The following is a 21986-nucleotide window of genomic DNA, read 5'->3' as shown; positions in this document are numbered from 1 at the left end:
TTGATTAAACTTCAATTTTTATTTTTCTATGCGGTAAACTTTGTACCTACCGGTTTACCTGCTACGATATCCAGAATTACATTTTTCTGTTTACCGTTTGCGATATAAGTGGTAATGTTTTTAGCAGCGGTACCTTTGGCAATCTTAATTTTAGACTCCATACCACCACGGCCTTCACCTTCGCCTTTTCCAGATTCCTGTACGTATTTTTCTACGTTTTCATCAACCGTAACTTTGTTAAGTTTTTCTGATTCATCGTCCTCTGGATGGCCGGTATATAATCCATCTGTATCACTTAAAATAATTAAGGCATCAGCATTAATTAATTCAGCAACAAGGCTTGCAAGTTCATCATTATCAGAGAACATAGACATTGTTACCGATACTGCATCATCTTCATTAGCAATAGGGATAATTCCTTCAGATAATAAAGATTCGTAACAGTTAATCATATTTTCGCGGTGAATACCCGGGCTAAAATCTCTTTTAGTTGCCAGTACCTGTGCACAGCGCATTCCAAAATCGTGGAAGATACTATAGTAGTGACGCATCATACGTGGTTGGCCCACTGCAGAAAATACCTGTCTTCTTTTTGAGGCATCTTCAATATCTACATCTCCAAGAACTTCTTTTCCGGCAATTGCCGATCCTGAAGAAACGAGAACTACCATTACATCCTCTTCATATAGTGTAGCTATTTGTTCTACAAGATGTTTTAGTACAGGGCCTAAAATCCTGTTATCTTTATTGGTCATTACATTGGTCCCGACCTTAACTACGATTCTCTTTTTTTCCATTTTATAAAGTTATATTTAAACTTCCTTTTTTAGATTTAGATTACTCTTTTCCCAGTTCTACAGCTCTGTCAAATGCCGCGTAAGCCGCATCTTTAATTAATTCTTCAACGTTATTATCGTCCATAGAATCTAAAGCTGCACGGGTTGTCCCTCCCTTAGAAGCAACGCGCTCCATCCAGGTGCTGGCCGACAGATCTGATTCGTTAAAAAGTTTTACGGCACCTTCAAATGTTTGGCTGACCAAAACCTTAGAGTCGTTCTTGGAAAAGCCCATTTTTAATGCTGCTTCCATCATAGAATTCATAAAATAGAATACATAAGCCGGCCCGCTTCCTGAAATTCCTGTAGAAGCATCTATAAATTTTTCTGTTTCTACATGAATTGAAGCTCCCGTGGTGTCTAATAAATTTCTAACCATAAGAAGTTCTACCCGAGAGATTTCTTTTGCTTCGGTAAACGAGGTAACTCCTTTTCCTACCTGTGCAGGAAGGTTAGGCATTGAACGCACAACTTTTTTCACGTTTAAACCTTGTTGTATTTTATCTATAGTAACGCCGGCCATTAAAGAGACAAATATTTGCTGGTCGTTTACTAAAGGTTTTATTTCCTCAAATAAATCATCACAGTGATAGGGTTTTACAGCAAGGAATACGATGTCTGCCTTTGGTAAGCATTCTTCAATATCATCGTATACATCAAAATGGTCTACTTTGCTAAGTGTAGTTATTATTTCAGCCGATTTATCAAAAATCATTAGATTTCGGTGATTAAGTAAACTAGACTTCGCCATTCCTTCGGCGTAAGTAAGTCCCATATTTCCTGCTCCAATTACTAATACTTTCATTCTTTATTTTTTGGTTAATTAATTTATTTCAACTTTTAGACTTTCAAGTCTGGGCCATTAAGAACAAAGACCATGCAATGTTTCCCAATAAAACCGTACTTGCCTGCCAAAAGCAAGGATTAAATTAATTTATTTTGACCGTAACTAAATAAAATATTAGGTTAAACTAATCTAAAAACAGCTGTTTTCAGAGGTTTTTAAATAAACTTGGATGGTGCTTAAGCCTTATAATTAGGTAGATCGAAGACCTTTTATTATTAGCTTTTGAGATAATAAAGATTATGAAAAACGTTAAGAATTATTGAATTTAGGAAGTTTTACTTATGCCTTTAGCTGAAAATGGAATAAAACCTAAATTTTTATTTAAATTTTATTCCATTAAAAAACTGCCATTTTTACTGCCATTATTGCAGAAAAAAGGTGCTAAATTGAACGAAAAGGTTTTCGTTGAGTTTTTGTGAATTTATAGCTGTAGCGTTACAACATCGTTAAAGGCGGGAATGCTCACTGCATAATTATAACGATCTTTTATTTTTACTCTTAATGAGTCTAAAGCGGTGGGCTCGCCGTGGATTAAAAATATCTTTTCAGGAATATTTTTTATTTCTGACATCCAATCCAATAGTTCCTTTTGATCGGCGTGAGCAGAGAGACTTTCCATCTTTAAAATTTTTGCTTTTACCGGGCAATATTTCCCAAAGATTTTTACTTCTGAAGCTCCGTTTTCCAGCTGCCTGCCTCTGGTGCCTTCGGCCTGGTAACCTGCTAATAGCACTGTGGTTTCCGGTTTGTCTATTAAATAACGAAGATAGGTGAGTACACGGCCGCCGGTTACCATTCCGCTGCCGGCTATTACAATCTTAGACCTGTTTTCATCTATAGTTTTCCAGGTATCGCGGTATGAAGTGATGATATTAAAATAGGATAGCATTTTTCTAAATTCATCTTGCTCAATTTTATGCCACTTGCTAAAACCTTCAAATAAACCAAGAACTTCATTACCCATTGGGCTATCTATGTAAATAGGAATTTTTGGGATTTTATTCTTTTTGATTAAAAGGTATAACTTGTACATAATTCCCTGCAAACGTTCTACTGCAAAACTTGGTATAATAAGATTTCCTTTTTTGTTTACGGTTTCCTTAATTGCTTCAATAAAAATTTCGTCTGAATCATCTTCGGGATGAAGTCTATCACCGTAGGTACTTTCTAAAAATAAGTAATCTGCCCATTCCGGCTTATTGGGTGCTTCTAAAAGTAAATCTTTCTCCCGCCCAATATCGCCTGAAAATACAAAGCGCTTTTCAAAAATCTCAATTTCAATAAACGTTGAACCTAAGATATGGCCATTGGTCTGGTAGCGATATTTTATATTTTCTGAAATTCTATGCCACTCATTCAGCTTTATACTTTTAAATAAACCTATAGTTTTTTCGGCATCACTCATGGTATATAAAGGCAAAGCGGGATGGTGTTTGCTATATTCTTCCTTATTGGCTCTTTCTGCATCTTCTTCCTGGATCTTTGCACTGTCTTTTAAAATAACCGCTGCAATTCCTAAAGTTGGTAGGGTGCCAAGAATAGGATTTTTATATCCCTGTTTTACCAATTTTGGGAGATATCCTGTATGGTCCAGGTGGGCGTGGGTAAGCAATATGAGATCTATATTATTAGGATCAAACGGAAAATCTTTCCAATTGAGTTCCCGCAAACTTTTAATCCCCTGGAAGAGTCCGCAGTCTATTAGGAAATTCAATTCGGGGGTTTCTACGAGAAATTTTGATCCCGTTACTGTTCCCGAACCTCCCAGAAAATGAATTTTTATTTGATTTTCCATAATTTTAATGTTTACAAAGATCTCTCATTTCTTCAAGTATTCTCTTTTTGCGAGGATTGCTGATGCCTAAATGATCCAGGTAAAAGGTATCGTTTATAAGTTCCTGGCACAAAACCACATCCCGACTTAACAAAAAGTTTTTTTCTCTTTCTGAAAGTAGGGTAGAAACAGTTATAGGGTATAAACCTAACTGGTCTATTCTATCTTTAAGTCCTTCGCCTTTTGGATAATCCCAGCTTAATAATTTAAGATTGGCACATTTGGCATATTTTACTGCATCGGATGTAAACCGTGTGTTGGTAACCACCCAACCTTCTTCAAAAGTTAATTTATTCTCTCTATTACTTCTAAAATTTTTTATATCCCGAAACCTGGAATCTATATAAAGCGGAATTTTTACATCACAATTTCTACCTGCATTGTGAAATTTACATTCTATTAAAATTAGTTTTGAATCTGTTTTGGCCTCCACGTCTATCTCGTGGGTAACACATTTTCCCTGGTATATTTTCCCGGTTTGGGTTTTATAACCACTATAACTTAAAAGCGCGGCAATAAATTTTTCAAAAGGAAATCCGGTTGGGCCCAATTCGTAAATAGCGGTTTTTAATTTATATTTTGAAGCACTGGTTTTATTATCTTCTTTGAGCAAATTAAAAGCACGATTGTAAATTTCTTTGGTGGTGATACCTTCGTACAGTTCGGTTTTGAGCTTTTCCAGGGTTTTTTGAATAAGTTCTTCATTGGCGCCAGACCTCCTTAAAGATTCTGCAACCCTGTCTATAGAAAATTTAGCTTTTTCACCAGAGGCTTTTATGATTTTTAGATTGGAAATATTCATTTTTGCAGGTTTTTCAAGAATTAATTTTGTAAAAAATTATAGATCTGAAGGCATAAAAAGCATAGGAATTTGGGGTTTTTTCCCTAATTCTTTTAGTAGAGATTTTGAAAATAAATTTTGAAAAAAGCCTCTTTTTTTATGGTTCAAAACCAACACATCACTATTTCTACTTTGAATAAAACTGTGAATTCCTTTGGTAACTTCAATATTGGTTAGGGTGTGAAAACTATGGGAAACATCTTTAAAATAGTTGTGTAGCTCTTCTTTTGTATTCAGCTGTTCTTCAGATAAATTTTCGGTATCCTGAATATAAAGAATCCTAATACAGGCCTTAAATTTCTTAGCCATATCTATTAAAAAACTTATCTCATAATCTGAAAATGATTTATCAAACCGGGTTGCCAATACCAGTTCTTTTTTTACTTCGGGTACATACACACAATTTTCTGGTATAAGTAAAACCGGCATATGGTCTACGGTTTCAATTACATTCATGCTATTTGTGCCAAAAATCCTGTCGTCTGCTTCGGTTTCTCCTTTTGTTCCCATTACTATAAGATCAAAAATTATTTCATTTTGAATTTCAACAACCGCATCGTTTAACCAGGATTCTATAATTATAGACTTAAACCTATGGTTTTGATTCTTATTAATTATAGCTACTTCTTTCAGCAACTTATTCATCAGGACTTTATTTTCGCTTTTTGCCTGGGCTAAACTAGCGCCATTAATATCTGGAGTATAGAATTCGGGTTTGCAGGCATTTAAAAAATAAAAATTACACAGCTCATTTTGAAATAAACTAAAGGCGTAGACGGTAGCTTTCCAGGCGTTAGCCGAAAAATCTGTGGGGATGAGTATATTTTTCATAACTAGTTGAATTTTCCTGATTGAATGACCATAAAGGGTACTTTAATATGAAAACCTATTTTATTAACTACCGGTCTAAAAAGAAGATTTTCAAAAAAGCTACGCTTGTTATTGACCATAAAAAGTAAATCTACCTCGTGCTGTTCCTGGTATTTTTTTATAGCTTTTGGTACGCTTTTGTCTTCAATTGTATAAAATTGGTGCGAAGTATCTTCCAGGATTTTGCTGAGGTTCTTCTTATTTTTTTCCTGATTTTGGTCTAGGTCTTTTCCAAAATAAACGTGCAAAATATTAAGCTTTGAGGTATGCTCTTCGGCTAAATTTAAAATTGGTTCCAGTTGCGCAGTGCTAAAATTCAATTCAAAATCTGTGGGAAATAGAATATTTACCGGAGGTTGATATTGATATCCCGAAGGGATCATTAAAAATGGCGTTCTTAGCTTATTAATTGCGTGCACACTATTGGTACCTATTAAGATTTCTTCAGCCCCGGTTGCACCCTGAGTTCCCATTACTACCAGGTCTATTTCTTTAGATTTCACCTGTTCTTTCATCTCATCAATAAGGAGATTGAAAGCTGAAATTTTTTCGAAATTATGCTTTGGATTATTAAAATCACGATAAATCTTCCGTTCAACTTTTCGCAATCCTGTGAGGGAGTTTTTTTTATAAGCTTCAGCGAGATTAGGTTGTGTACTGTTGTATAAAATATATTCAGAATCATACAAAACCGGGGTATATGTATTTAGAAGATAAAAAGTACATTCTACATCTTTAAATGCTTTAATGGCATAAGAAATCGCGTTATAAGCGTTTTCTGAAAAATCTGTGGGTAAAAGTATTTTTTTCATGATTTCTAAATTTTAAATGCATTCCCTATTAAAATTTTGTAATACCAGTAGTGGAACTTTAGGATGGAGACCCACTTTATCTATGGTAGAAGTAAGGAGCATATCTTCTAAGTAAGTGTGACGGGAATTCACCATCACCAAAAGATCTATATTATTTTTTACTATAAATTCTTCTATTGCTTTTTCCTTTTGCAACTCTTCACTTTGGTGTTTTTCTAAGCGAATATTATAGAATTGCTCGTGCAAGAATTCCAGGTTATCCTTTTGTCTTGCTGAAGTTGCCTTATGTTTAGATAAATACAGAAAATGAATAACAGACTTAAAATCGCGAGCAATTTCTCCCACAACTTTCAATTCACGTTTTTGATACGGAATTAAAAAATTGGTTGGAAATAAGATATTTTTTGGCTCCTGATAGCTAAAATTTTCTGGAATGGCCAAAACCGGGCATTGCACATATTTTAAAACAAGTAAAGTATTACTCCCAAAACCAAGTTTCCTATCGTTTGTAGCCCCACGAGTACCCATAATAACAAGATCGGCATTTTCTGAATTTACCAGGCTGTTTACCTCGTCTACCAGATCACCAAATGCAGCTACATATTTAACTTTATGTCTGGGATTGCAAAATTCGTCGTGAACCTTAGTGCTAATTTCATTTAAAGCCATTTCGGCCTTTGTTTTGCTAACCGCTTTAAGCTCATCTATCAATTCTTTACTTAACAGATTTTCATCGGTATACACCTTATCGGCGTAAGTGTTTAAAAGAATTATTTCACTCTTTTCATATTTAAAAAGCTGGCAGGCAAATCGCAATGCGTTATAGGCATTTTCTGAAAAATCGGTGGGTAAGATTATCTTTCTCATCTTCTTGGACTTTGAATAATAAAGTTAAGAGAACACCTAAGTTTAAACTATGAGGAAAATCAGTTTGTAATTTAATTTTAAGCTTTTACAGGAGAAGAAAGTTTTAGCTTAGTATGACGTGTATCATATTTATTATCAATGTTTTGAAATACATTTAATGGTAATTTTAAAACTTTTGAAGATGAAAAATTTAATATTAGGAATCTTAATAAGTATTCCGTTTGTGTTATTTGCGCAAGAACCGAAAGAATTTGATTTTGTTTCCAATCTGGAAGATGGTTTTAGTACGGTAAGATTAGGCGATAATTGGGGTTTTATAGATACGAGTGGCGAGGTGCTGTTTGAACTTAGAAACGATCTCGTTATGAATAAGAACCCTAAAAATAATAGAATTGGCGTTGCGGGAATTGAATATCCTCAACTAAAAGAAGAAAGGGCTATTATTAGTAAAAAGAAAGATGGCGTTAACTATTATGGTTTTATAAATGCTGAAGGAAAAACAGTAATTGAACCTGAATTTCTAAATGTAAGCAACTTTTCTAACGGGAAAGCCTTGGCATTAAAGCTAGAAGAAGAGAGACTTGGTGAGAACCAGCTTTTGGGTAAGAATGTGCTGTCTTATAAATATGATGTAGTTCTTATTGATAAGGATGGGGAAGTACTAAAATATTTAGAAGGGCCTTTTCCAGTAGCTGTTTCTAAACAAAAACTACGAGAGGCACCAGAGATTAATGCAAAATGGTTGGGCGAGAATTTGCTAAGTGTAAAAGGTCCCAATAAAAAATGGCGAATTCATAAGTTTTAAAAAGTTCCTTTTATAGTTGCTTAAATTTAATTGTAAATAGGATAGAAAGAAAGCTCTAAAAACAGAAACAGGAGACCATTGCCTCCTGTTTCTTAAGAAGATATTAAGTTTATTCTTTAACACTGGTTTGATATCAGTGATCTTACACGAAATAAAATTTGTATATCAGGTTAAAAAATACCTTTGATATCTTCTAATTTGATTTCCAACTCTGCGAGTTTAGGAAAAACAAATTTTTGAATATATATAGATAAATTTCCTGTTTTAAAAATAGACGAAAACATACTTAAAAAAAATGACAAATGTCAGAAAATCAGTATTTAACAAAAAATTAGGACTATGTGATTTCCTGTAGTTTATCTGGTTTCAGGATGTTTATTTTTTTACCTTTTATTGCAATGATTCCTTCTTTTTTTAAGCTGGAAAGGCTTCGAATAAAACTTTCGGTAGAAATACCGGCTATACTGGCCAAATCGGTTCTCGAAATATTAAGTCCTTTAAATTCTGGGTTTTGCATTTCTTCTGCAAACTGAAGAATAGTATTAGAAGTTTTTTTTAATACCGACGCATAAGCCATTTCTAAAAGTTGTGATTTTAATTCTAAAACCGTATCGGTTAAATATTGGGCTAAATCCAGGCTTAACTCCTGGTTTTGCTGTAGTATTTCCCTAAATTCAGTATATAAGATCCTGTAAAATTGAGAAGCTTCTAAGGTGGTTGCCATTTCAGTTGCAACGGGATGCTTATGAAATCCGTAAAGTCCCAATAAGTCATTTTTCCGGTAAATACCAGTAATTAATTCTTTTCCCAATTGGTCCATCCTGGAGGTTTTAACCAAACCTTGTTTAATTAAATAGATAAAACTGGAATGCCGGTTTTCGTGAAATAATATTTTATGTTTATCCAGGCTTATTAACTCACCCTTTTTTTCCATATAACTTTTTAAAGCTTCAATATTTGGAACTAAAGATTTGTCTGGCTTTTTAGATGCTCTAAAATTTTCCATTTTAGCATTGGTGAGAAATAAAATTTTCTTCTTTAGCTCCTGTTTCGAAGAATTCTCTGCTAAAAAGCGATGTTTTTTATGAAGGGGTTTTTGGGTGCCGGTTTCAGCAATAATAGAAAGTATAGGAAGCTTTAAAATCCCGGGATTTCTATGAATTACTTTAGGTGGAATAGGGTTTTTTACTGCCCAAATAAGCAAATCTGGTTTATTTTTTATTAATAAACTTTCTAAGCTTGTTGGGGAATTTGAGTATATAAATTTATAATCGAGGTTCATCGCCAATTCATCTGGAATTAGATGACTGGAAGTTTTATCTAAAATATATAGAATACGCTTCATCCCTGCAGAGCTTAAATATTAAGAATACGTTGATTGGGGATTGTTTCGCATTCCAGGCGGGGGGAAGTTGGGGAAATGCTTTAAACAACACCTAAATATACAAAGTTATTTTTAAAACGTAGATAGCGGAGAAATTATTTAAACAGCCGAAATTCAGATGTTTAATTATTATTGCTATTCTTTAGAAAAAGAATACCTCCGCATAAAAACTGATTTTTATCATTTTCAGCTAAGTTTCTGAGACTTATCTTTAAAGAGCGAATTATTTCGAGAAAATCGCGTAGCATTAACTCTCGCTAAGCGAGTAAAATTTTTATTATGGAACTATCGAAAAAACAAGTCTTCACCGAAGAATTTTATCAGAATATCGGGATGCTTTTTTACGCCATTGCGGCTTCTGATAAAGTAGTGCAAGCCGAAGAGATTAAAACGCTTAACAATCTGGTGCAAAAGAAATGGGTGCCAATAGATAATAAAACTGACGAATATGGAACCGATGAAGCCTATAAGATTGAAATGGTCTTTGATTGGCTTGAAGAAAATTCTCCTGAAGCAACATGGGCATTTAAGGAGTTTAGACAATACAAAAAGGAAAATGAAGGCTTGTTTACTTTGCCAATTAAACAGTTAATTTGGGAAACAGCAGATGCTATTGCAGCTTCGTTTGCAGGAAAAAATAAATCTGAGCTTATTATGCTTTCAAAATTAAAAATGCTGCTTTCTAAATGATTAAAATTGAACGTATTATATTAATTTTTCTTCGTATATTTTAATAAAATTAGCTGATGAAAACCTTAATTTGCCAAAGTTGTGGCTGGCCATTTACAAAAGCCACTGTAGGTACAAATCGCGATAAATCAGAAAATCCCGATTATTGTCGTGACTGTTACGAGGATGGCGCTTTTACTGATAAATCGCTTAATCTACATCAATTAGAAGTGAAATTATTAGAAATGGCAGAAATGCACGAAGATATTAGTCTGGAAGAAGCCCGGCAACTTATAAAAAAGCTACCCGAGCTTAAACGGTGGCGAATGGAACATATTTAATTCTTCCTTTCCAGAAGCATATTTCGTTTTAAAAAGAAAATTTCTGTAGAAGATTAATTATTAATTTTCTTTTTCGGCTCGCGCTTTTTGGCGTTCCAGTTTTCTAAAATATCCACGGAATAGAATATTATGCTTTAAAGCTTCCATATTCTCGTTAAAGCGCTGGGTAGCTTCTTCAATATTTTCCATACTTTGATCTAAATGATTCACAAAACTGCTGTCTTTTAGCACATAATTAAGCGCTCCTTTTTCTGAATTAAGATTGTTAGAAAATTCACCCAGATCTACGCTAATCCCCTTTATTTGCGAAGATGTTTTTTCCAAATCTTTAATAATTGTGCTGAAACTTTTTTGTGCACTGGTGTCGCTAAGAAGCAAACCCGCCACAGAATTTTCGTAATCTACATTATTTAAAATTCCATTTAGTTTTGCCAATCCCAACCTGGCAGATTTGGTTGTTTCATTTAAGTTTTCAACACTTTCCTGTACATTTTTAGCCAGGGTTTTGTCTTTGAGTAAATCTCCTAAAACGCCTTCTCCAGAGTTTATACTATTGGTAATTTTTAATAAATCCTGGGTTAATAATGCTGCATTTTCATTGGTTTTATTCAAGGTGTTTAGCATATCGGCAGTTGCCACCTGGCTAATTGAAGCAAGTGTGTCGCCTTCCTTGATGGTGGGAGAAGGTGCCTGGCTTGAGGGTAAAATATTTAAAACCATACTTCCAACTAGTCCGTCTGAATTTATGGTAGCCAGTGCATTGTTTTTAATTAAATTTCCGGCTTCCCTATTAATAAGCATATCTACACAAATTGCCGTATCATTTAAAAATTTGATTTCTTTTACCGTACCAACGTTCACACCAGAATAACGAACATTATTCCCCGATTGCAATCCGTTGACGTTTTTAAAAACAGAACTTACCAGAATGGAATCTCCAAACAGGTTTTGCTTGTTTCCAATAAAGAAAACTCCAAGGGTGAAAATAATAAGCCCCGAAATAATGAGAACCCCAAGTTTTATATTTTGTGCAGAATTTGATTTCATAGCTTTTTATTTAAAAAATGCTTTAATTTTTGGATCACCAGATGCTGCCAGTTCGTTAAAAGTTCCTTCAGCATAATTTTTTCCGTCAAGTAATAAGATCATTCGGTTAGAAATTACCCTTGCACAATCCACATCGTGAGTAATTATTATAGATGAGGTTGCATATTTTTTCTGAATATTCATCATCAATAAAATAATTTCTTTTGCGGTAATTGGGTCTAAACCCGTTGTGGGTTCGTCGTAGATTATAATCTTTGGTTTAAGAATAAGTGCTCTTGCTAAAGCAATTCTACGTTGCATCCCTCCCGAAAGTTCTGCGGGCATTAGGTCTATAGTTTGTTGCAAGCCTACATTTTCCAGCGCCTCTTTTACCAGTTCTTCAGTTTTTCTTTCAGAGTTTTTTCTATGTCTTCTTAGCGGAAATTCTAAATTTTCCCTAACCGTCATAGAATCGTATAAAGCACTGCCCTGAAACAAAAAACCTATATCGGTTCTTATTTCATCCAGCTCGTTTTGTTTCATTTTAGAAATATCTTTCCCTAAAACTTTAATACTGCCCCTGTCAAAATCCATTAAACCTACCAGGCATTTTATCATCACCGATTTCCCTGAACCCGATTTTCCCATTAGAACAAGGTTTTCACCTTCAAATAAATTTAAATTGAAATCCTTTAAAACTTCAACATCGCCAAAGCTTTTGTACAGTTCTTTTATTTCTATTACGGCTTTATTTTCCATTTTTAGTTATAAAAAATATCAGTGATAAAAACGGCGATAAAATCCAGTACAAACAGTAGCATAGAAGTAAAAACCACGGCAGAATTGGAGGCTTTCCCAACCCCCGCGGTGCCTTTTTTGCTATTGTATCCTTTAAAACAACCTACCAGGCCAATGGCAAACCCAAAGAAAAAAGTTTTTACCGTTGCCGGAAGAAGATCTGTAAATTCCAGCGCGGCAAATACCTGGTTAAAATATAGTGTAAAAGAAACGTCACCTTTTATGTTCTCTATAATTGCAGAACCAATTAAGGCCACAAAATCTCCAACTATTACTAAAATGGGTAGCATAAAGGTAGCGGCCAATATCCTGGTTACTACCAGAAATTTAAACGGATTTGTTCCTGAAACTTCCATAGCATCTATTTGCTCGGTAACCCGCATAGAACCTAGTTCGGCTCCAATACTTGAACCAATTCTTCCGGCACAAATAAGGGCGATAATCACCGGGCCAATTTCTCTAACTATAGAAATACTTATCATAGACGGCATCCACGAAACCGCACCAAATTCCATTAGGGTAGGGCGGGATTGTAGGGTAAACACAAGGCCTAAAATAAATCCTGTCACACTAACTAAAAGCAAAGATTTATTGCCCATTTGGTAGCATTGTTTCAGGAATTCCCTGAACTCAAACGGCCTACTAAAAAGTTCTCTAAAATACCTGCCGGTAAACTTCCCCATTTCCCCGATCTCCAGGAAAAACGAACTTAAACCCGATTGATATGAGGATAGTATTTTCATCTTAGATTATTTCAGTAGAGAACCAGGTATTTATTTTTATTCAAATAAATTGAATACAGAACTGCTTGAATACCAGGTAAATTTAGTTCTAAACGCTTTTAATAGAAATGATATAAATCAGCTTATTAAAGCTTATAAGGGAAAAATTTAGATAGAGTTGGAAGTTACCGGAACGAACTAAAATATTTTTTTAACATTTTAATTTTAAAAAACTTGTTAATTTTAGCTTTTTAAAAAATTAAATTTTGATACTGTGAAGTGGTGCAATCCGCAGTTTTAAGGCGATTTTGTTAATATAAATGGCAAATGGGTTCACATTTCTCTGACTTAACATATATTTTTGGTGTTTGCCTTTTTAATTATACAAGACTGACTTAATCATTTCTAAATGACAAAAGTAAATAACTATCTTTCTAAATCGGAGTTAGAAACTAAGCTTAAAATTGACGAACCGCGTGTTATTGCTGTAGGTGCAAGTGCCGGGGGGCTGGAAGCGCTTAAAGCTTTTTTCAAAGACATACCCGAAACCGATAAGAATGCTTATGTAGTTATTCAGCATCTTTCTCCAGATTATAAAAGTATGATGGGAGAACTTCTTAAAAAGAGCACCAACCTGCCTATTCGGGAGATTAAGAATAAAATGAAGCTGAAGCAGGGACATATTTATTTAATTCCGCCGGCCAATAATTTATCTTTTGAAAAGAATAAACTTCACCTGGTAGAAAAACCTAAAGATCAAAGTTTAAATCTGCCAATAGATATGTTCTTTGAAGCACTTTCTAAAGAGCGTAAAGAAAAAGCTATAGGAATAATTTTAAGTGGCACCGGTAGTGATGGTACCCGTGGGGTAAGGGCAATAAAAGAACGCGACGGAATGATTATGGTGCAGGATCCCGAAGAATCTAAGTTTGACGGGATGCCACAAAGTGCTATAAATACTGGGTTAGTAGATTATGTTCTCCCTATTTCAAAAATGGCGCAGGAACTCAAGAATTTTATAGATTCTCCCGCGGTTTTTCATTTTAAAGACGGTGATTACAATTACAATGAAAGCGAATTAATGAAAATTCTTCGCTTTATAGATGAGAAAACCGGACTTGACTTCAGGGAATATAAACACGCCACGCTTGCCCGTAGAATTGCCAGAAGGGTGAATGTCTGTAAATGTAATAGCCTTTCAGATTATTACCAGTTTCTATTAAATAACGATGAAGAAGTAGAAATTCTGCATCGGGAGTTTTTAATTGGGGTAACTAAATTTTTTAGAGATTCAAAGGTTTGGAAAGTGCTTAGAGAAGAAGTGATTCCTCAACTGGTAGAAAAGAAGAAGGATGGAGAGGTTATAAAGCTTTGGGATGTTGCCTGTAGCAGTGGAGAAGAAGCTTATTCTTTTGCCATGCTAATTAATGAAGAAATTGAAAAGCAACGAAAAAGTATAGATATAAAGATTTTTGCCACAGATATTTCGCAAAAACACCTGGATATTGGAGGAGAAGCCTTCTACCCCGAAAGCATTGTTGCCGATATTGATTCAGATTTATTACTGAAATATTTTATAAGCGAGCCTAATGGTTATAAGGTTATTGATAAAATGCGCCGAATGGTGGTTTTTTCAAGGCATAATATCATTAAAAATCCGCCTTTCAGCAATATGGATATGGTGGCTTGCAGAAACCTATTAATCTATTTCCAACCCGGAATTCAGAATAAAGCTTTAAACTTTTTGCAATATGCTTTAAAAGTTGGCGGTTATTTGGTTTTGGGCACTTCAGAAAATGTTTCGTCCCAAAAAAATAACTTTAAAGTGATAAATCGTTCGGCTAAAATTTATCAAAACGAAAATGCTGATAAACGTCTAAATTCAAATATATCGGCAGCAACTGCTCAAAGCAGGTCACTTTCTAATACAAAAAAAATTCAAAGGCCAAATTATAGAAAAACATCAAATCCAGTTAAAAATAAACTCGCCGAAGAACTTAATGAAACTATCCTTGAGACTTTTGGCGGTGCCAGTGTTTTTATAGATAACGATTTTAATATTTTACAGGCAGTAGGGGAGTTTAGAAAATATGCAAACTTACCGGTAAATGGCTTTTCGGTGAATCTTTTAGATATGCTGGGCGTAGATTTAAAGTATATTATACAAAGCACGGTAAAAAAGGCTAAAAAGAATAACGAGAAATTAAGGTATCAGGATGCCGCTTTTGACCATAATGGTGAAAAGAAATCGGTAGATATTATAATAAAGCCTTACCAACTACAATTTGAAGATTCTAACGCGAGTTTTGTAATTACTTTTGTTGAAAAAGAATTAAACCTTAATGAGGTTAAAACTCTCGATAAACTTACACTTACCAATCGCACCAAAGAATTTGTTGCAAATCTTGAAGAGGAGCTCAAAGAGACTAAAGAAGAACTGCAAACCTCCATGGAGGAAATTGAAACCAGTAACGAAGAGTTACAGGCAGCAAATGAAGAACTCCTGGCTTCTAATGAAGAATTACAGAGTACCAATGAGGAACTGCAGAGCGTAAATGAAGAAATAAATACGGTTAATGCTGAAAATCTACAGAAAGTAGAAGATTTAGCAGCTCTCAATGCCGATATGAACAATTTGCTGGAAAGCACTGAAATTGGTGTGATTTTTCTTGATACAGATTTAAGAATTAGGAAATTTACCCCTGCAATTCAAAGGCATTTTAATTTAATTGATTCCGATGAAGGTCGCCCTATTGAGCATTTTACTTCCAGTATGGGGAAAAACAACCTTATTACCCGTTGTAAGCGCGTACTTAGAACAGGTAAAATCCTTGAAAAGCAGGTAATGACCAAGGATAACTCCCATTATCTACGAAGAATTTCACCGTATATAAATTCTAATGACGAAATAAGTGGAGTGGTAGTTACTTTTATAGATGTTGGCTTATTGCAAAGATCAAAGGAAAAATTAATTGCCAGTGAAAAACGCTTCAAGTCTTTTTATGAAGAGGATCCTGTAATTCATATTAGTGTAGACCCGCAAACACAGCTTATTGTTCAATGCAATGAAATGGCGGTTACAAAGTTGGGTTATGAAAGTAAAGAAGACTTAATAGATAAACCTGTTTATGATCTTTATAATGAAGAGTCTCAGCTTAGAGCTTTAAAATCTAATAAAGAATTTAAAGATTCTGGCGTTATTGTAAATATGGAGCAGGAAATGCTAACTGCTACAGGAGATTTACTTCCGGTAATATTAAATGCTACTGCAGAAAGGGATATTGATGGCAGGATAATGACTATTAGGTATACCTGTGTGGATATTGCAGCCTTAAAGAAAGCCGAATCTAAATTAAAGCAACAACACGAAGACCTTGAACGCGCCAATAAAGATTTGGAACAATTTGTCTCTATCTGTTCCCATGATCTCCAGGAGCCACTTTCTACCATTAAATTTGGTAGTGATGTTTTGGGTAAAATGTACTCTTCGCAATTAGACCAAAAAGGAAAAGATTATGTGAAGTATATAAAAGATGCTTCTACAAGACTCTCAGAACAAATTAAAGCTTTACTGGAACACTCCAGAATTGGTCGAAATGGAGAAAAAAGCCTGGTAAACATTAAAGAAGTTGTTGAGGTTGTGAAATATGATCTCGGTAAAAGAATAAAAGATACCAATGCCAGAGTAAATGCTGGTACGCTTCCAAAAATTATGGGTTACGAAGTAGAATTACGCCTGTTATTTCAAAACCTAATAAGTAATGCCATAAAATATACTCCAAAAGAACGTAACCCCGATATTCGTATTGCAGCTTATCGTGAGGGTAAATTCTGGGTTTTCTCGGTGATGGATAATGGCTACGGGATTTCAGAAGAAGATAAAAAGAATATTTTCACCATTTTTAACCGTGTAAAAGAAACCAACGGCAATGATGGTACCGGAGTTGGCCTGGCACACGTAGAAAAAATTGTACAACTGCATGAAGGTACCATTTGGGTAGATAGCCAGGTAGGTGTGGGAAGTACATTCTATTTTAAATTAAAAGCATAGCCGTGTATGAGCTCAGAGCAGCTTTCCTATCCCGAAAAGGTAGATATTCGAAATTGTGAAAAAGAACCAATTCATTTAATTGGAAAAGCTCAGGCTCACGGTGTAATTCTTGCCGTAAATCCTAAAACTTTTAAAATTATTCAGGCCAGTGAAAATACCTTAAAGTATTTCGGAATTTCACATAAAACTCTTTTGGGAGACGGTCTCGAAAGCCTTATTGGTAAAGCTGCATTTGAAAAGATTACTACCGCAATAGATCAAAAAACTGGATTTAAAGCCGAAGAGCTAAAAATTGGTAATAAGCATTTTATAGCCTTACCACATTTTTCAGAAGAACATCTTATTGTAGATTTTGAAGTACTGGGCGAGTATTGGGAACCAATGGTTTTTCAGCGGCAATTAACCGGTATTATTAATGGGTTAGATGCAGATGAATCTATTCCTAATCTCTGCAATACTGCTGCCAAGTTGATGAAAAACATCTTCGGTTACGATCGTGTTATGGTTTACCGGTTTGACGAAGAATGGAATGGTGAAGTAGTTGCTGAAGAAAAAGAAGAGCATTTAGAAAGTTGGCTGGATCTACATTATCCTGCCAGCGATATCCCTTCGCAATCCCGAAATTTATTTTTAAAACATAAAGTGAGAATAATTTCAGATGTGAATTATGAACCTGTTCTTATTTCTCCTGAACGTTCTCCAATTACCGAAAAACCTTTAGATCTTTCCAAATCTACATTACGTGGCGTTTCGCCTATTCATATTGAATATTTGCAGAACATGAAGGTGGGAGCTTCTTTAACGGCCGCCATTATTGTTCACGGCAAACTCTGGGGTCTTATAGCCTGTCATCACTATTCAGCAAAATTTATTAATTATTTTCAGCGGGAAACCTGTAAATTTTTAGCGCAGGTTTTTTCTAATAATATAGCTTCCATACAAACCGGTATTTTCAATAAGAAATTCAGTGAAAATTCTGAATTAAGAGCTAAGATTTTAGCCGATCTAAAGATTGAAAATACATTAGGCGAGGGACTCGAGAATGCCAAAATTTCGTTTACTTCACTAATGGAAAGTGGCGGAGGTGCAGTGGTTTTAAATGATGAAATTAAACTTTTTGGCAATACACCAACTGAAGCTGAGGTTATAGATTTAAGTAATTTTCTTGCAGAAAATGAAGAAATTATATTCTACACTAAACAGCTTAAAAATCATTTTTCGGCAGCCGAAAATTATAAAAAATCGGCTTCAGGAATTTTAAGTATTAGGCTGGGACGTGCAAAAAATCATTTTATTATCTGGTTTAGGCCCGAAGTGCCCGAAACGGTAAGTTGGGGCGGAAATCCCAATAAAAAACTTACTTATAATGAAGAAAAACAGCGTTTAAGTCCGCGAAAATCTTTTGAAAAATGGACAGAAAAGCTGGACGGGATTTCTAACTCCTGGCAGGATTATGAAGTTGAAATTGCTAAGGCTTTCCGGGAAAATTTAAATCAGTTTATTTTAAAAAAGCAAAAAGAAGAGATTAGTAGATTAAATCAAAATCTTGAAGAAGCTAATAAAGATTTAGAACTTTTTAGCTACGGAATTTCCCACGATTTACGCAGTCCGTTGCGTGGTATTACCGGTTATACCCAAATTTTAAAGGAAGATTTTAATGAAAATTTACCCGCAGAAGCTTTAGAAACTATAGAGACAATTTTAAAGTCTTCTAACCGTATGGAAGGAATTATAGACGATATTCTTTCTTTTTCAAAAATTACCGGTGGCGAACTTCAGAAGAAAAATTTTAGTACTAAAAAATTACTGCAAGAGCTTTTAGTGAGTTTCAACATTAAAACAAATTACCCGAATTTTAATATTGAAATTGCTGCAAATCTTCCCAACACCTATGGAGACCGCCCAATGATATCGCAACTTTGGAGTAACCTATTGGGAAATGCTTTAAAATATACCCAACAAGCGCCTTATTCGCAGATTGAAATTGGAAGTTTTTCACAGGAAAATAAAGATGTTTTCTATATAAAAGATAACGGGATTGGAATTCCTGAACACCAAAAGGATCAAATCTTTAAAATGTTTTCCAGGTTTGCAAAAAAAGATTTTAAGGGTACCGGTATTGGTCTGGCCATTGTAGCGCGGATTTTAGAAAAGCATAACGGAAAAATTTGGGTAGAAAGTGAACCAGAAAAAGGCAGTACGTTTTTCTTCCACCTTTAATTAGAACTTACAGTAACAAGTTTAGTATTTTTGTAAAAATTTAGAAGTAATGATTAAAACCCCGTTGCGCATAATTCTGGTGGAAGATGAGGAAACCGATGCAGTTTTAATAAAAAGACAAATTGCTAAAATTGTAGAAAAACCCCAGATAAAAGTGGTTAAAGATTTACCGGGTTTTGAAGGAATATTTACCAGCTTTTTGCCCGATGTGATAATTTCAGATTATAACCTTCCCACCGGCACAGGTCTTGATATTATGCAGTTAGCAAAATCTATAGATGAAACTATTCCGCTAATTTTTGTTACCGGAGCCTTAGACGATGATGAACTTGCGGCCGATACTATTCTTTCTGGAGCTTCAGGTTTTATTTTGAAAAAGCATATGAGTGTTCTTGCCGAAAAATTAGAGCCTTTATTAAAACAGGCGATCTATAATATGGTACAGCACGACGAATTAAGGGAAAGAATTAGAAAAAATAAAATAGCCGTTCACCAAATTTATAGTTATCTGGACAGTATGAAAGCCGATGATAAAGAACAGCGGGAAAATATTGCAAAAATAAGGAAGAACCTTGATAAATTTAGTGTAGATGATGCTGAATAACCTTAGAAATGCTACCCAGAAATTACACGAAGAACTGGAAAAAGAAAATCTTGCTCGGAAGATTATTTCGCACGAAATAAGCCTGGAGGATTATAAACTTTTATTACTGCAGAATTATATTGCCTATAAAATTACCGAAGCTGAAATTTCTAAATTTATCCCAGCCTACAAAACAGATAAAAGCGATCAGCTTGCAAAAGATCTTGAAAATTTGAATGTTGATACCTCAATTTCTGAAGAATTTCAGGGTAAATTTAGCATCACATCGGGTGAAGAAGGCGTGGGAGCGGCTTACGTAGTTTTAGGTTCTGCCTTAGGCGGAATTTATATTTCCAAAGAAATTCCTAATTGCCCTAATTTAGCTCAGATATCTAAGCCATATTTTTTTAATGGCGATCGTGATGGAGTGAAATCCTGGAATAAATTTGTAAAAGAACTTAAAGCTGAAGATTTTAATGAAGCTCAAATTGCGATAGCTTCTAAAAAAGCTCAGGAGACTTTTGAATTTTTTGGGCTTGTTTTTAGGGAAACTTCAGTTATTCCCCAAAATACTTAATTTCTTATATTTTATTTTTTGGTCTTGTTTTCTGCCACCTTTTTCTTTAGGTTTACCCAATAATGGAATTTAAATTTCCTTGTTCTATTCGATTTTATACTACATATATCGAAATATATAAGATTCTATAACCCAAGCTTCCAAAATATATGAAACATAAGTTTAAACCTTTGTTTTTCCTTTTTCTGGCGTTCAGTTTTAATTTTTTAAGTGTAGCACAATCTGGCCGCACGCCTGTAAGGGCAGAAAATGGAATGGTTGTTACCAGTCATTATCTTGCTTCAGAAGTGGGGCGAGATATTTTAGCCCAAGGAGGTAATGCCATAGACGCCGGTGTAGCAACGGCTTTTGCACTCGCTGTTACTCTGCCTTCCGCAGGAAATCTTGGTGGAGGTGGTTTTTTGGTTTATCACGGGAGTAACGGTGATAAAACTTCTTTTAATTTTCGTGAAAAAGCACCTTTATCGTCTACTCCAAATATGTTTTTAGGAAAAGATGGAAAGATTAAGGACAATTCTAATCACGAAGGTTTACTTTCCGTTGGAGTGCCAGGCACAGTTGCGGGACTTTATGATGCGCATCAGAAAATGGGAAGTTTGCCCTGGCAAGAACTTTTACAGCCTGCCATAGAACTTGCTGAGAACGGTTTTGAATCTACCTATAATATGAACTGGTTTCTAAATTGGGTAAAGGATAAAAAAGATGATGCTTTGTATGCGGCCACCGCTAAAGCTTTTCTTAAAAATGGAGAGGAAGTTTATAAGCCTGGAGAAACCTGGAAGCAACCTGACCTTGCTAAAACTTTAAAGCGAATTCAGAAAAATGGAGCGGAAGGTTTTTATAAAGGAAAAACAGCAAAATTGATCGCTGATTTTATGAAAAAACACGGCGGACTTATCACTGAAGAGGATCTTGCAAAATATAAAGCTGAAGAGCTGGAACCTGTTACTGGTACTTACCGTGGTCACGAAATAGTTGCTATGCCTCCGCCAAGTTCAGGGGGAGTAGCTCTTATAGAAATGCTGAATATTCTGGAAGGTTTCAATTTAGAAGAAGCTGGACATAATTCTGCGGCTTCCCTGCATTTACTTACCGAAGCCATGCGCAGAGCATATGCCGACAGGGCCCTCTATTTAGGAGATCCTAATTTTAATCCTGAAATGCCTATAGAAAAAATAATCTCTAAGAAATATGCTGCTGAGTTGCGGGATGGTATTGAAATTAAAAAAGCTTCTATAAGTGATTCTGCCAATTTTAATAATGCACATTTACAATATGAAAGTCCGCAAACCACCCATATTTCAGTAGTAGATAATGAGGGAAATGCGGTTTCGTTAACCTATACTCTAGAACGAAGTTACGGCTCTAAAATCGTGGTAGAGGGCGCAGGTTTTCTGCTGAATAACGAAATGGGCGATTTTAATCCAATTCCCGGACATACAGATACTCGCGGACTAATTGGAACAGAACCTAATTTAGTTGCTCCCGAAAAACGTATGCTTTCCAGTATGACGCCTACCATTGTAGCAAAAGACGGTAAACCACTTTTGGTAATAGGTAGTCCCGGCGGAAGAACTATTATTAATACTGTGCTACAGGTAATTGTAAATACCATAGATCATAAAATGAATGTAGCTGAAGCTATTGAATCTCCTAGAATTCATCACCAATGGCTCCCCAACCGTACGCGGTTTGAAGATTGGGGGATTTCTCCCGATACAAAACGTATTTATGAAGAAATGGGACACGAAATTTATGAAGCAGGAAACCAGGGACAGGCAATGGGTATTTATATAGATTGGGAAAATAATTTAATTTATGGCGCTGCAGATTCCCGTAGCTATGATGGTAAAGCCTCCGGATTTTAATTCAATTTTATAATAACCTTAGAACTATTCGCTTT

Annotated in this window: 19 protein-coding genes; 8 read left to right on the top strand and 11 right to left on the bottom strand. The window is 35.0% G+C overall.

Going from position 1 to position 21986, the window contains the following annotated elements:
* Positions 1–26: 26 nt before the first annotated feature.
* From proB to B4F31_RS08610, 7 genes are all read right to left on the bottom strand, one after another.
* Positions 27–797, bottom strand: a complete 771-nt coding sequence (gene proB / locus B4F31_RS08640; protein ID WP_075326595.1) for a glutamate 5-kinase — start codon at positions 795–797, stop codon at positions 27–29.
* Between the two features lie 40 nt (positions 798–837).
* Positions 838–1641 (bottom strand): pyrroline-5-carboxylate reductase, encoded by an 804-nt coding sequence (gene proC / locus B4F31_RS08635; protein WP_075326596.1) that lies wholly within the window; start codon positions 1639–1641, stop codon positions 838–840.
* Positions 1642–2104: 463 nt separating this feature from the next.
* Positions 2105–3478, bottom strand: coding sequence for an MBL fold metallo-hydrolase RNA specificity domain-containing protein (locus tag B4F31_RS08630; protein ID WP_075326597.1), 1374 nt, complete (start codon positions 3476–3478; stop codon positions 2105–2107).
* A gap of 4 nt (positions 3479–3482) precedes the next feature.
* Positions 3483–4319, bottom strand: a complete 837-nt coding sequence (locus B4F31_RS08625) for a restriction endonuclease (RefSeq protein WP_286761096.1) — start codon at positions 4317–4319, stop codon at positions 3483–3485.
* Between the two features lie 36 nt (positions 4320–4355).
* The gene (locus B4F31_RS08620) at positions 4356–5189 is read right to left on the bottom strand and encodes a universal stress protein (RefSeq protein WP_075326599.1); all 834 of its coding nucleotides are present in this window, start codon (positions 5187–5189) and stop codon (positions 4356–4358) included.
* Positions 5190–5191: 2 nt separating this feature from the next.
* On the bottom strand, positions 5192–6040 hold the full coding sequence (locus B4F31_RS08615; RefSeq protein WP_075326600.1) for a universal stress protein: 849 nt from the start codon (positions 6038–6040) through the stop codon (positions 5192–5194).
* 12 nt (positions 6041–6052) lie between these two features.
* Entirely contained in the window at positions 6053–6907 is an 855-nt protein-coding gene (locus tag B4F31_RS08610; RefSeq protein WP_286761095.1) for a universal stress protein, read from the bottom strand.
* Positions 6908–7088: 181 nt separating this feature from the next.
* On the opposite strand from B4F31_RS08610, the gene B4F31_RS08605 reads away from it, so the two are divergent.
* Positions 7089–7712: a WG repeat-containing protein gene (locus tag B4F31_RS08605; RefSeq protein ID WP_286761094.1), complete on the top strand. Its 624-nt coding sequence runs from the start codon at positions 7089–7091 to the stop codon at positions 7710–7712.
* Between the two features lie 337 nt (positions 7713–8049).
* On the opposite strand, the gene B4F31_RS08600 is transcribed toward B4F31_RS08605, so the two are convergent.
* Entirely contained in the window at positions 8050–9057 is a 1008-nt protein-coding gene (locus B4F31_RS08600) for a Crp/Fnr family transcriptional regulator (RefSeq protein ID WP_093302383.1), read from the bottom strand.
* 318 nt (positions 9058–9375) lie between these two features.
* Between B4F31_RS08600 and B4F31_RS08595 the strand changes: the two genes are divergently transcribed.
* Positions 9376–9786, top strand: a complete 411-nt coding sequence (locus B4F31_RS08595) for a hypothetical protein (protein WP_093302386.1) — start codon at positions 9376–9378, stop codon at positions 9784–9786.
* A 56-nt stretch (positions 9787–9842) separates the two neighbouring features.
* On the top strand, positions 9843–10106 hold the full coding sequence (locus B4F31_RS08590) for a zinc ribbon domain-containing protein (protein WP_075326605.1): 264 nt from the start codon (positions 9843–9845) through the stop codon (positions 10104–10106).
* A 60-nt stretch (positions 10107–10166) separates the two neighbouring features.
* Here B4F31_RS08590 and B4F31_RS08585 read toward each other — a convergent pair whose 3' ends face one another.
* Genes B4F31_RS08585 through B4F31_RS08575 form a run of 3 tightly spaced genes read right to left on the bottom strand, consistent with a single transcriptional unit; the run spans position 10167 to position 12673 of the window.
* Positions 10167–11153, bottom strand: a complete 987-nt coding sequence (locus B4F31_RS08585; protein ID WP_286761093.1) for an MlaD family protein — start codon at positions 11151–11153, stop codon at positions 10167–10169.
* A 6-nt stretch (positions 11154–11159) separates the two neighbouring features.
* The gene (locus B4F31_RS08580) at positions 11160–11891 is read right to left on the bottom strand and encodes an ABC transporter ATP-binding protein (protein WP_075326607.1); all 732 of its coding nucleotides are present in this window, start codon (positions 11889–11891) and stop codon (positions 11160–11162) included.
* Between the two features lie 2 nt (positions 11892–11893).
* Complete coding sequence (locus B4F31_RS08575; RefSeq protein ID WP_286761092.1) at positions 11894–12673, bottom strand: MlaE family ABC transporter permease; 780 nt, start codon at positions 12671–12673, stop codon at positions 11894–11896.
* Between the two features lie 388 nt (positions 12674–13061).
* On the opposite strand from B4F31_RS08575, the gene B4F31_RS08570 reads away from it, so the two are divergent.
* From B4F31_RS08570 to ggt, 5 genes are all read left to right on the top strand, one after another.
* Positions 13062–16703 (top strand): chemotaxis protein CheB, encoded by a 3642-nt coding sequence (locus B4F31_RS08570; RefSeq protein ID WP_286761091.1) that lies wholly within the window; start codon positions 13062–13064, stop codon positions 16701–16703.
* A gap of 6 nt (positions 16704–16709) precedes the next feature.
* Positions 16710–18923 (top strand): ATP-binding protein, encoded by a 2214-nt coding sequence (locus B4F31_RS08565; RefSeq protein WP_286761090.1) that lies wholly within the window; start codon positions 16710–16712, stop codon positions 18921–18923.
* A gap of 49 nt (positions 18924–18972) precedes the next feature.
* Complete coding sequence (locus B4F31_RS08560; protein ID WP_286761089.1) at positions 18973–19527, top strand: response regulator; 555 nt, start codon at positions 18973–18975, stop codon at positions 19525–19527.
* Positions 19514–20083, top strand: coding sequence for a biliverdin-producing heme oxygenase (locus B4F31_RS08555; RefSeq protein WP_286761088.1), 570 nt, complete (start codon positions 19514–19516; stop codon positions 20081–20083). The genes B4F31_RS08560 and B4F31_RS08555 overlap by 14 nt, the downstream gene beginning before the upstream one ends.
* Before the next feature lie 149 nt (positions 20084–20232).
* The gene (gene ggt / locus B4F31_RS08550) at positions 20233–21951 is read left to right on the top strand and encodes a gamma-glutamyltransferase (protein ID WP_286761087.1); all 1719 of its coding nucleotides are present in this window, start codon (positions 20233–20235) and stop codon (positions 21949–21951) included.
* The last annotated feature ends 35 nt before the right edge of the window (positions 21952–21986 follow it).

It is taken from the genome of Salegentibacter sp. UBA1130 (assembly GCF_002311535.1).
GTDB classification, from domain to species: domain Bacteria; phylum Bacteroidota; class Bacteroidia; order Flavobacteriales; family Flavobacteriaceae; genus Salegentibacter; species Salegentibacter agarivorans.
The sequence above is the reverse complement of the archived record's forward strand: the minus strand, read 5'-3'. Positions and strand labels throughout refer to the sequence as shown.